Source organism: Nonomuraea sp. NPDC049684 (genome assembly GCF_044465345.1).
GTDB lineage: Bacteria > Actinomycetota > Actinomycetes > Streptosporangiales > Streptosporangiaceae > Nonomuraea.
Window position 1 is genome coordinate 94,485 of the sequence record NZ_JBITLO010000026.1, and the last position, 11,568, is coordinate 106,052.

Here is an 11,568-nt window from a genome sequence, read left to right on the forward strand (position 1 = left end):
GAGCCGCGCGGGGAGCGCGGCACTGCCGGTGATGCCGCCGCCAGCGTCACAGCAGCGCCAGCCAGACCGCGAACGGCAGGGGGATGAGCACTGCCGTGCCGAGCCGCGCCGCGAGCCCCCGCCCGCGTCGGATCGGGAGAACCACGTCGACCATCACTGCCAACGCCAGAATGACGACGCCGGTCACGGCCAGGAGGAACATGACGATGCTCGCGTGATCGAGCGTCGTGTAGTTGCAGTTGACGAGACCCGGCTTGGCAAGGTCTTCCGTGCTCCTGCAGTCCATCGGCAGGTACTCGGTCAGCAGCCACCGCGCCAGAGCGAGTGGCAGCGCCGCGGGCACGCCAAGTGCAAGGTTGACCAGGGCGGGGCCCAGAAGCCCGCTCCTTGCCCGCCCCTCACGACAAGAAGGCGGATCCGTCCTGCACACAGCCATCGAAACGCCCTCTGCTCTCTGGTGGCCCACCAGAGGCATCATGACCTACGACGCCCGGCCGACCGGGATCGACAGCCCATCAAGCACGCAGGCGAATCGCGGCTTCAATTCGAAGCCCGACACCGATCCCAGCGAAAATGAGCGTCCCGAGGAGAACATTGGTGGAGAGCTCTTGTCGGAGAATGACACCGAAAGCGGTTACCACCGCCGCAAGTACGAAGGCAGCATTCCCCAGGGACCTCACCGTCTGCCCCCCATTTCCCCCTCGCCCGGACCCGCTCAATACAGGATCGGGGTGAGCCATGCCCCGATGCATCGCGGACGGATGATCGGGGTCATAAGTCGCCGAACCCCGGTTTTCCGCCTGGTAGGGAAGCCAGTGGCTGTTCCATTGTGGCGAGGGTGCTGCTTTCCTCGGCACAATCGAGACATCGGAACTCGTCGCTCGCCCGGCGACCCGACCGGCTACCTGTTCAGGTGCCGCACATGGCGTACGCGCCCCACATCTGACCTCGGTTCGCGCACGCCGACCCCCTGAAGCAGTGCACTTACGGTCACCTCGGCACCTGGCTGGCGTCTATGGACGCTAGTTCAGCGTCGCTCAGACCGGCTTCCGCGAGGATGGCCTGCACCATCGCGTTCTTCCCTCGGACGTAGTCGTCGATGTCGGCGGCGTTCCCGGCAACGCGCTTCTTCACCATGGCGTACTGGTCGCGGAGTCTCGCGTTGGTTCGCAGGATGTCTCTGACCGCGAGGTGATTGCGGAGGGACAGCGACCCCTCGACGATGACATAGGTGTGGGTCCCGGCGAATCGTGCCGGTGCCTTGAAGGCCCATCTCTGGGGGATCCCCAGCTCGCCCCGTGGCGAGAACCCCAGGCCGATCAGGACGTCAGAGGCGGCTGCGACATCCCGCTCCGCCACCACGATGTCGCAGTCGATGATCGGCTTGGCGGCCAGCCCGGGGACTGACGTGCTGCCGACATGTTCGATGGAGATCACGGCGACCTCGGCGGCTGCCAACGCCTCGGCATACTCCCTGCGCAGCGCCTCGAACCGATCCGGCCATGTGGGGTCATAGTCGACTACCGTGATCACGGCTGGAGCCTAGATGAATGAGTCCAAGGCATAGCTGCGGAGATAGGGCGAGGATGTCCATCCTCGGGTTGTGACGACCGAACTGGACACCCTCGCAACCGCACTCTATGTGAGGGTCGACGATCTGCTGAAGAGTGCGCCGGAACTGGCCCCATGGCGGCCCCGAGTGGGCATCGCGCCGAGGTTGAGTGACGCTGAGCTGGTGACACTGGCGGTGCTGTCGGCCTTGCTGGGCTACCACTGCGAGCGCCGCTGGCTGCGGTACGCACACGCCGAACTGCGCGGCATGTTCCCCTGCCTGCCTCAGCAGTCGGGCTACGGCAAGCGGCTGCGCAAGTCGATCCCTCTGGTGACGGCAGTGATCCGGTTCCTGGCCTGCGACACCTCGCTGTGGTGGGATGAGGTGTGGGTGGCCGACTCCACCCCGGTGGAGTGCGGCCGCTCGGTGGAGACCGCGCGGCGCAGCGCCCTGGCCGGGTGGGCCGAGTACGGCTACTGCGCCTCCCACTCCCGCTACTTCTGGGGGCTGCGCCTGCACCTGGTGTGCACCCTGGGCGGGCTGCCGGTGCTGTTCGCACTGAGCGGCGCCAAGGCCGATGAGCGCGAGGTCCTCCTGGGCATGCTGGCCACCGCTCCCCGGGTACTGGCCGACTATCGGCATCCGACGCTCATCGCCGACCGGCAGTTCTACGGCCGTGCCTTCGAACGGGAACTGGCCGAGGGCGGGGTGCGGCTGCTACGCCCGGCCCGGGCCGGTGAGGCCGAACGAGCCGGCGCACAGCTGTTCAAGCCGTTACGCCAGACCATCGAGTCGATCAACCAGACCTTCAAAGCCCAGCTCGACCTCGAACGACACGGCGGACGCACGCCGGCCGGCGTCACCGTCCGCGTCTTCGTCAAGGTTCTGGCCTTGACCGCGGCCATATGGCACAACGATCACACCGGTCAGCCGATCAAGAGATCACTCACCCGCTACGACCACTGATCACCCCGACTCCTTGGACTCAACCATCTAGCGGGCGTGACGGGCTTCCGTGAGTAGTGCGCAGAAGTCCGGCCGCCGACCACGTTCCGTCGGGGCCGAACACGCGATGATCAGCCCTCCCGGTAGCCCCAGACCAGACGTCGGCCGGCCACCGTCCGGGACCGGCCCCCGCCGCACGCCCGGACGGCGCGCGGGCTGAGGGCCGCGGCGCCGCTCTTCCGGTGCCCCTGTCAGGCGGGACGCCGTCAGTCATCGCGCCTCGGGTCAGGACGTCCGGTGCCCCCGATCGACGGCGGTCGGGGCCGCGGTCGGGCGGTCGTAGATGCCGACCGCCCACTCGCCAGGCTGCTCGCCGACCTCCGCCGAGAGACGTTCGAGCACGTCCTGGCGGGAAAGCGCACCGCTGGCCGCCTGCTCGTCGCACATCGTCGCCCCCTTCAGGAACGGCCTGCAGCGGCCGAGTTCTTCGACGACCTTGACGACGGGGGCGTCCGCGGGGAAGACCCATACCTGGATCGCCTGCCGGCCCTTGAGCCAATTGGCCGGCGCCGACCGCCGGTCGTGGTGGCCTCCCGCCCCGGCTCCGCACCGCCCGGACGTGCCGCCCGCTTCACCGCCCCTGAGTGGAATCCTGACGACGACCCAGGCTCTGGGATCCGCACAGACCACCTTGTAGCCAGTGGAAACGCTCGTCGGCGTGAACATCACGCTCTTGCGGACGCCTGTCGTACCGAAGCGCTGGGTGTGGATGAGGGGAAGGGTGAACCTCTCGGCTCCCAGCACTACGGAAAACGTCTTGGGCGGTTCGGGGGGCGTCTGGATCCGTGCCGAGCTGGGCGGCGCGGCCACCGCGGCCTGGTCGGCCCGGTCGGGGCCCGTCAGCATGACGGCGGCGGCGACGGTGGCGACGGCCAGCACCCCGACGTTCAGCGAACGCCGGCCCCGCCGTATCCGGCGGCCTCGACGGACGATCGCGTCGAGGTGGGGGACCGGTTCCCTGCCGGTCGCGTCGTGGGCGTACGCGTCCAGGAGCGTGCGCAGGTTGCTCTCCGTGTGCCTCATCGCTGGAGCTCCTCCAGGTTCATGGTGCGGATGTCCGGATCGACGCGCAGACGGGTCAGGGCCCTGCCGAGCTGACTCTTGACCGCGCCCAGCGAGCAGCCGATGATGTCGGCGATCTGGGTGAGGGTCCGTCCCTCGAAATAGTGCAGGACGATCACCGCGCGCTGGCGGGGCGACAGGGCGGCGAGGGCCTTCCACAGCGCCGCCCGGTCCCCCACGGCGGCCGCGTGATCCTGCGGATCGGCCGTATCGGGCAGGGTCTCGACCGGCACCTCGCCGCGCCACAGCCGGCGCCACCAGGTGGCGTGGGTGTTGACGATGATGCGATAGACGTACGGATCGGGGTTGCCCTCGATCCGCCGCCAGGCCACCCATGCCTTGGCCAACGCCGTCTGCACCAGGTCCTCGGCGGTCCCCCAGTCCCGGGTGAGGAGGTACGCCATCCGGCACAGCCGTAGATGGCGATGCGCCACGTACTTGGCGAACCCGTCGTCCATCAGTCATCTCCGTCTCGTCGTCTCCGGCGATGACTACAACGTGGGGGGCACATACGGATGACAGTCCCTCGCGGCACAGTCCGGAAGGCTTCTGCACAGCGACGCTCGCCCCGCCTCATCCCCCGCCCCGCCTGGACGGCCCCGGCAGCCGTGCCACGCGCTTCGACACCGTAACCGGCACACCGCTGCCACGCTGAGCGCTCACGTCGAGGCCAGGCAGGCAGAGATCGTCCTCAATACACCGCGCCACCCCGCCTGGGCACGGCCTCCCGCAGGCGAGCGGGCACGGCGCCGAGGACGCCGCGGAAGCATGGGCTATCAAGCCGAGCGGACGCCCACGACTCTTTCGGATCGGGCCGGACGACTCTCTGATCGAGCTGACAACGACTGAAAATGTGGCTCGTCAACGCGACCGTGCAGGCTACCGACGGTTGCAACTCGTGACCGTTCCCACCGAGAGATGACCCTCACTTTGCGGCGCGAGTGCACGCGACGGTACCGGTATCTGTGATCAGAGCACAGGCAGACGCGATCGCTCGTTGCTCAATCCGCGTAGTACTCCCCGTACCAATGTGACCTCGACTCGGGTGAGAAGCCCTCGAAGTCGCCGGCTCGCTCACCCAACAGGAGGTAGTCCAGCGCCACCAACGCCTCGGGTGAGTTCATCGCGGCGAGAAACTCCTTGGTCCGCTCAAGTCCGGCGCCGCAGAGCAACTGAACATCGATGGAAGCACCGGCATCCCAGCTCGACCTCTTGGCATCCCAGATCGTCAGCACATCGTCCAGATGACCGGCATTGAACAACTGCACGCAGCAGAGCTTCATCAACTCGGTATCGCCCTCACCCTGCGCACTTCGCTCCAGCGCCGCCTGCGTTCTCAGCGTCTCTCGAATCTCGTCGAGATCACCCCCAGACGGTCGAAGACCGTAGCGTCGCAGGCTCTCATCCTCGTCCACGAACCCTCCCCATGAGACATGCAACCAAAGTCCTGATCTATCACCGCGCGCCCGTCATAAAGCCTGCGGAATGTATGGCGCTCCCGCTTGATCACCCGTCTGCCGTCGACGCACCCAAGAGGGAAGTCTCCCTGGCCTGCTCGGCCTACCCTGGGTCGATGGTGAGCACCGTGATCAGTTGTACGTCGTCCATGGCGGTAATGCCCATGCAGTTCGTGGTGAGCCGCGGGAGCCCCCTCCGCTGCCGGCATAGCCGAAGCCGTCAATGTCGACTACTCCGCTGAACGACGAGCCACGCCCGAGCCGAGAGTTTGGCCGATCACCGATTTGCTCATCATCTTCCGCGGGCATCAGGTGGAGTCGCTCGACTTCAATGTCGATCCCGGAGAACTGCAGGGGCAGGAACGGTTGGACATCCTTGTAGACGTCTTCTGCTTGATCGAACGGACTCTCGGGAAGCACGTCTTGATGAGTCCGGAGGGAGCCTCCTACCATCGAGCTCCGGTTGTACGGTGGCCGCCATGGATGCTTCATACGCCGCTGATGCTCGCAGGATCTGGCAGACCCATGTACCACGTCGAGGCCAGGCGGAAACCGTCCAAGGCGAACTGCTGCGTGCAGTCGAGAAGCTCCGAGACGAGGCACAGCGCAACGGCAACACCAACTGGGACGAGCACCATGAACGTCTCCTGGCTTACCTGCGCGCGACGCTCACCACATCAGAGCTGTTCCCCGAGGAGACCTTGGCGGAATTAGCCATGGACCTGGATCGCCTGGCCGACTTCGAACGCCCTCTCACCGATGACGCTCCCTTCGACCGCATCACTTACCGCGTCGTGGACTGGTGCCGCGCCCAACCCGAGCCGGTTCAGCATGAGCACGATCCGCAACTGCAGCGATGAGTGTCGTCTCGCCAGATCGGCGGCAGAGATTCAGCCACGTACTCCGGTGAGCCAGGGGAGGAGCGAAGCCTGAATTGCCGACCGTTCCCAAGCATGCACCCCACATGGGGCACTCCAGCATAAGAGCCCGTGCCTATTACCAGCTCTCCTCCGACGAACGAAAACGCGAAGTAGCCAGAAGCTCCAGGAACTGGCAAGAGGGAGACCTAAGCACATCGGCCACGCCCCTAGAACAAGGCCCCCTGAGGGCCAAAGCTCAGGCCGGTGACCTGCGCGTTGGGATGAGTGGAGCCCAGGAGATTCGAACGCCTGACGTCCTGCCTGCAATCGGCCGGATTATCAGGGGAAACACCTCCGACCTGGACAGCCAGCAGTCCGCCAGTGACCGTGATTTCCCCTCGCTGGCCGCCCTTGATGGCCCTCTGATCACGCATTTGCACTGCTACCAATGCGGTGCGACTCTGGCAGATATGCAGGACACTCCTCCAAAGCGAGCGCTTTTCGCTGTGGTTGCTCAGGATGGACATCGCCCGGCACAGGATGGAACTTGCCACGGCCGAAACGAGCCGGAAACCGACGGTGGACAATGACTAGGGAAAGTACGGAATGGTCGTTCGCCTCCGCGAGAGAACCGGTCCGATTCGCCGCCGCTGGACATCACCGCTCCCCCGAAGCGGAGCACGCGATGGGAGCCCATGCCACGCTTTGCGGCATCCCAGCAGAACAGATGGTGGTCTACCGGCACCATTTCCGGGCCGGCGGTACCCAGGCTTGCCCACGCTGCAGCGAACGAGCCGCGGCGGCGCCCACCGCTCCCTGCGGGCAAGAGCGCCTGCATGACAAGGTCCTGACCGCTCTACCCAGCCTGTTGCGGACCCGCCTCCTCGAAGCACTGCGGAATGGCGCCCCGATCACTGTCTGGATCAACGGGCCAGCGGACAGAGTCTCCGTCTATGCACACCTCGACCACATCACCGACGGCACCGAGGTCGTGAGGGACCTGCTCGCCACTCATGAACCCATCGGCATTGCACGAGTCACCCAGCCCTCCGGCGAGTTCATCGTCGTGCTGCCGCAGCATACGGCCCCGATCATCGCCTGGGCCCAGCGGCCTGTCGGATGGTGGCGCACCTGGGTGCGCGGAGTGACATCTGCGCGGCGGTCAACCACCTTGCCCAGTGAGCCAGGGTGAGTAACGACCCCTGAATCGTCGAGGGCCCCAACCAAGTCCAGACATAACCACGGTCAGGCGACCGTACGGGTGCTGGTGGTGACACTTCACCAGTATGGAAAATTTGGGCCCATGGTGCTCTGAGTTGCTGTGCTGCTGGTCGGACCGTCAGACGCTTGGCCGTCGCTCCGCGCGTAAGTCCCCGTTGATCGCCTTACTATCGGGCACGTATTGGGGACGGCTACTCTGATGCAACTTTTGATCGGAACGGGGAGCAAATGATTTTAAGAGCATGCAGTCGGGTGTTGATGGGGATCGGGCTTACGATCCTTGTTCCCAGCATCCTCATGCAGTTGGGGGTGCAGGACAAGTGGATGCGTGCGAGGGTGGTCGAGCCGTCGAAAGCAAATGCATCCTTCCTGACACCGCTCGTGATCTCATGGATTGGTATCGGTCTGGGGATCGCGTGGGTGCTGGCGGCCATAACCTGCTTCCTCATACCGAGAGCCATGGCCTATCTGCAGCGAACGGAGGGCCGCCAAGGCGGTTCGGGTGCGGTCGTTTAACCTCCTCGCCACCCGATCATCCCGTCTGCCGTCGACCCGCCCAAAGGGAAGCGGGCCACGGGTCACGGTTGAGCGCCCCAGCGGACGAACGCCCCCTGACCCGTGGGCCTGGTCTGCTGGGCTTGTCCCGGGTCGATGGCGGAAGGGATGATCAGACCTCCACCTCAGCTGCTCACAGCAAGAACGCCCGACGCGGCGATCACCCCGGAGCCGGAATGCCCCCGCCGGACGCTTCCTCGTTCGTGGCCACGCCGTAGAGGTGCTGACTCACCGTGAGATCGTTCTCCAGGATGTGGTCGATGGTCTCCCAGTAGTCCGAGAGCCATGGGTGTGCGAGGGCTTCGTCTCGGGTCAGCTTGCGTCCGTAGAACGGTTTATCTGGTGCAACTGCAGCTCCGGTCACCAACGTGCAGGCCGGGGTAGGGGAGTTCTCTACTGGTCCGACGCGGCATCCGAATGTGACCCGGTTGGGGCCGGGACGGCTGACCGGCTCGTCAGGTTCCCAGGCGTCGTCGAGGATGACGTCAATCCGTGATTCGTGGATTCCGTCGTGGTGGTAGCAGGAGGCGTAGTAGATCGCATAAGCCCCGTCGTCGTTGTTGATGAAGCCTGTCACGCGCTCGAAGGGGGCTTGGCAGCAATCGCAGGTACCGGTCTGAATGTCCCGGTCCGGGTCGATTCGGAGTCTCACGCTCGCATTATGGGGTGCGGCGGCGGCGTGGCCCACGTGCGGTGAGTGCGATGGGTACAGCGGGGCGAAGTGCGGCGGGCGGACCGGTGCCCCGCCGCCGGCCGGGACCGGTCCCAGGCCGCACGCCCGGATGACGGGCGGCCGTGCAGCAGCGTGCCGCGCCGCTGCCTGACGAGCTGGCAAGAGGAGCCCTCGACCCATCGGGCACGCAACGGGCACGCCCCCGGAACAAGGCCCGCTAACGATCAGAACCCCAGGCGGATGACCTGGGCTTTTGTATGAGCGGAGCCTAGGAGACTCGAACTCCTGACATCCTGCTCGCAAGACGGTCTGATCTTCAGGGACAACGGCCCCGACCTGTGCAGGTGACGGTCCGCGGGTGACCGTGACTGACCGCTGCCGACCGCCCTTAATGGCACGCTGATGGCACGACAGAAGCGAGAACGTTCCGGCACAATCACTGGATGTTCGACTTCGGGGTCCCCGGATACAGGCCGGAGTGGTTGAGTGGACGCTCAGCGATCACGGCTGTTCATGGAGTGAGGCTGGGCCGTCTCACAGGGCGGCGGCTGACCCGCGCACTTCTGGTATGGGATCTCGACCAGGATGAGTGGCTCGCCGACTGCCCGATCCTTTTGGACTTCGATGGAGAACAGGTCGAGATCAAGCACTGGAAGTTCGACGAGGTCTCCATCACCTGGAACACCATCGATCCGAAGCGCGCGCTGGACTGGCAGGACTTCCACTTGGCATGGCGAGATGACGCACCAGACGAGCTCGCTGCACTGGTCGGTCAGACTTGTTCGGCAGTGGAGCTGCTGATGTGGAGAGACCGGGATCTCGTAGAAGGAACGATCGTGTCTCTGGGGTTCGGCTTCCCGAACGGCCAGGCGACGATCTACAACGCCCTCGATGAGAACGGCATCGAATTCACACCTCCTGGCGACCGCTACGCGCGATACACGGTAGGACCATCCGATTCTTAGTTCGCCCAAGGCGACTCCCAGAAGTCGGAGTGCCGACGGTTTTACTGCGTACCGATAGTTCAGACGCTTACTGCTCTGCGACCTGCGGTTCTGCCGACTGCGGCGCCGGCAGTCCCGCACTTCATCCCGCGCATATCCCGGATCTTGAATCTCTGCCTTGTTCTGGTGTTCCAGGAGAGACTTGAATCATTCGCCTGCCTCCTGAGCCACCTTGACGAGCCTTGGCTGGAGCTCGCCCCATCGGTTGAGCAGACCACTTCTCCGCGCGGCTTGCGCATCCCACCCTGCCTACATCGGGAACTGTTCAGAGTCACCGCATGCAGGTCGATCAGTACGTATATTTCGCGCTCAAGAGTGAGCACGTGTCCGCTGTAGAGATGGCGGCACGGCTCGGCCTTGAGCCTGACGTGGTCACGGTCCGAGGCAGTAGAAGGCTGGAACCGCCGCACCCGGCCATTCATATCTGGCAGATCAACGGCCCATGGTCCTCAGAGCAGCCGGTGAATGACATGATCCTGGCTCTGGTTGGCCGGCTGGAACCCTACGCCGAGATGATCGGCGCGGTGGTCGAAGAACTTGATCGGCATGAACCTGGAAACACGGCCACCCTCCAGGTGGTTCGATTCTTTGGCAGTGAGGAGGACGGGGTCGCGGCCCCGGTCGTGCCCGCGCTTCCAGCCACCCCTGCTCGGCATCGGCAACTGGGATGGCATCCGGGTCGGCGCGTTCTGGACTTCTTACAGGTCACACGTGCCGAACTCGACGTCGATGAGTACGGAGACAATCTGTAGCAGAGCGTTAGCAATCGAGCCTGCGGTGGTCGGTCAGCTGGGAACTGCATCGATCACGGCCTGTTGGGGCGCTGAGCTGGGCAGCGAACTGGTCCCGAGCGACCCGACCGAGTACGCGCAGCCGCTTTGATCAGCGACGGCGCCTCCCGCCTCGTCGACGGCTTTCACCTGGCGACCTGGCGCGAAGCCGTGGACACGATCGACCAGCACGGACGGGCGACCCTCATCACCCACGTCCGGGCCGCCGAGCATTCAGACCCGCATGGCAAACGATGGCCCCGCGGCAAGACCTACGACGCCACCGCTGCTCACATCTCATTCACTTCGGCGGAATAGGCATGTGATGTTGTCGTGGCGGACGCCGAAGGCGGCCACCAAAACGCTGGTGGCCATGTGCTCCAAGTACCACCCCTGAGCCTCGATCTCCTCGATGAGCTCACCGATCTCGGGGAGAGTTCTCCCTTCGGGTGCCTTGTCCAGAGGGGCAGTGAACCGGGCGATGAAGACCCGCCGCCCCACTGCATAGGCATGCTCGGCAGCTGCGACGACCTGCTGCTGACTAGGGCTAGGCCCACGAAGCACCATTGATGGCGCACCTTCCTGCCATTTACGGAGAGCTGCCCCAACACAAGGCACACCGTGCATAATCCCAGCACAAGGCCAGTAGGCAATGCGACAACTTCAGCTCTCTCGCCGCACCTTCCAAGGCCCGTCTCTACCAACCGTGATCATTTCACGCATATTGCATCAAGGCCACTGAGACAGAACGTCAGACGACGGTGCCTCTCTCTTGTGCGTCTACTGCACGTGAGCCCGCAGATTAGGGCCAGGAGCATGAAGCCGGTCGTAGCCGGGACCGCCAGCGTGGCAAAGGTCGCCACCACGGCAACGATCGGCCACACAGGCAGGCGGGCCAGCAGCGCGGCCACCATCCTGAGCGGGAACGGCACCAGCGCGAACGCCATGGCGAGCTTGAGCTAGGAGTCCGAATCACCGGCAGGCCAGAGGAGCAGCAGCAGTAAGAACGACACCACAGCCCCTGCCAAGGCGGACCTCAATAGAGGACGCACAACGTGATCGTCAGTGATCAGGGACGGCCAGGTCGATATCGAGGTAGCTGCTCTGCTGAACTTCGACGATCAGTAAGGGCGCGTCCCCCGCTGCAACCCTCCTGATCAGGCATTCTGGAGCACCTGACTGAGCAGCGACTTCCCAACCCGCTGCGGCACTCTACGACCGCGTCGGACGTCTACTTCTATCCGCCGTCCGACGAGGTTGAGTGCCCTCGCCGATGCGCTTTCTCCACCTGCTGCATTCGTCCGGTGGGGCTTTAGAAGTCCTAACAGAATGATCAGCGGTTGAGGCGTCGCCAGCAGATGATCGCGGCGGCGAGGGTCATGAAGGCCTCGTGGATGTCGTCGCGGATC

General features: G+C 64.8%; 13 protein-coding genes. 7 read left to right on the forward strand and 6 right to left on the reverse strand.

The genetic code is table 11. The features are described from left to right. Positions 1–46 precede the first annotated feature (46 nt). Positions 47–343, reverse strand: coding sequence for a hypothetical protein (locus tag ACIBST_RS47420; RefSeq protein ID WP_397180031.1), 297 nt, complete (start codon positions 341–343; stop codon positions 47–49). 647 nt (positions 344–990) lie between these two features. Next, positions 991–1,533: a GrpB family protein gene (locus ACIBST_RS47425; RefSeq protein ID WP_397180032.1), complete on the reverse strand. Its 543-nt coding sequence runs from the start codon at positions 1,531–1,533 to the stop codon at positions 991–993. Positions 1,534–1,603: 70 nt separating this feature from the next. Here ACIBST_RS47425 and ACIBST_RS47430 point away from each other — a divergent pair, with 70 nt between their 5' ends. Then, a complete protein-coding gene (locus tag ACIBST_RS47430) occupies positions 1,604–2,518 on the forward strand; it encodes an IS982 family transposase (RefSeq protein ID WP_397180033.1) in 915 nt (304 codons plus the stop codon). Between the two features lie 264 nt (positions 2,519–2,782). Here ACIBST_RS47430 and ACIBST_RS47435 read toward each other — a convergent pair whose 3' ends face one another. The 3 genes from ACIBST_RS47435 to ACIBST_RS47445 form a co-directional block, all read right to left on the reverse strand. Further along, positions 2,783–3,580 carry a hypothetical protein gene (locus tag ACIBST_RS47435; protein WP_397180034.1) on the reverse strand — a complete coding sequence of 266 codons (798 nt, stop codon included), beginning with the start codon at positions 3,578–3,580 and terminating at the stop codon, positions 2,783–2,785. Next, positions 3,577–4,077 carry a SigE family RNA polymerase sigma factor gene (locus ACIBST_RS47440; RefSeq protein WP_397180035.1) on the reverse strand — a complete coding sequence of 167 codons (501 nt, stop codon included), beginning with the start codon at positions 4,075–4,077 and terminating at the stop codon, positions 3,577–3,579. The genes ACIBST_RS47435 and ACIBST_RS47440 overlap by 4 nt, the downstream gene beginning before the upstream one ends. Positions 4,078–4,620: 543 nt before the next feature. Next, a complete protein-coding gene (locus tag ACIBST_RS47445) occupies positions 4,621–5,034 on the reverse strand; it encodes a hypothetical protein (RefSeq protein WP_397180036.1) in 414 nt (137 codons plus the stop codon). A 521-nt stretch (positions 5,035–5,555) separates the two neighbouring features. Between ACIBST_RS47445 and ACIBST_RS47450 the strand changes: the two genes are divergently transcribed. The 3 genes from ACIBST_RS47450 to ACIBST_RS47460 all read left to right on the forward strand — a co-directional run bounded on the left by ACIBST_RS47450 (position 5,556) and on the right by ACIBST_RS47460 (position 7,673). After that, positions 5,556–5,936: a hypothetical protein gene (locus ACIBST_RS47450; RefSeq protein ID WP_397180037.1), complete on the forward strand. Its 381-nt coding sequence runs from the start codon at positions 5,556–5,558 to the stop codon at positions 5,934–5,936. Positions 5,937–6,621: 685 nt separating this feature from the next. Next, a complete protein-coding gene (locus ACIBST_RS47455; RefSeq protein ID WP_397180038.1) occupies positions 6,622–7,128 on the forward strand; it encodes a hypothetical protein in 507 nt (168 codons plus the stop codon). Between the two features lie 281 nt (positions 7,129–7,409). Continuing rightward, positions 7,410–7,673, forward strand: coding sequence for a hypothetical protein (locus ACIBST_RS47460; RefSeq protein WP_397180039.1), 264 nt, complete (start codon positions 7,410–7,412; stop codon positions 7,671–7,673). 199 nt (positions 7,674–7,872) lie between these two features. Here ACIBST_RS47460 and ACIBST_RS47465 read toward each other — a convergent pair whose 3' ends face one another. Beyond that, positions 7,873–8,364, reverse strand: a complete 492-nt coding sequence (locus tag ACIBST_RS47465) for a hypothetical protein (RefSeq protein WP_397180040.1) — start codon at positions 8,362–8,364, stop codon at positions 7,873–7,875. Positions 8,365–8,828: 464 nt separating this feature from the next. Between ACIBST_RS47465 and ACIBST_RS47470 the strand changes: the two genes are divergently transcribed. The 3 genes from ACIBST_RS47470 to ACIBST_RS47480 all read left to right on the forward strand — a co-directional run bounded on the left by ACIBST_RS47470 (position 8,829) and on the right by ACIBST_RS47480 (position 10,477). Beyond that, on the forward strand, positions 8,829–9,350 hold the full coding sequence (locus ACIBST_RS47470; RefSeq protein WP_397180041.1) for a hypothetical protein: 522 nt from the start codon (positions 8,829–8,831) through the stop codon (positions 9,348–9,350). Positions 9,351–9,667: 317 nt separating this feature from the next. Next, positions 9,668–10,141: a DUF4279 domain-containing protein gene (locus ACIBST_RS47475; RefSeq protein WP_397180042.1), complete on the forward strand. Its 474-nt coding sequence runs from the start codon at positions 9,668–9,670 to the stop codon at positions 10,139–10,141. A gap of 126 nt (positions 10,142–10,267) precedes the next feature. After that, positions 10,268–10,477, forward strand: coding sequence for a hypothetical protein (locus ACIBST_RS47480; protein WP_397180043.1), 210 nt, complete (start codon positions 10,268–10,270; stop codon positions 10,475–10,477). Positions 10,478–11,568: the final 1,091 nt, after the last annotated feature.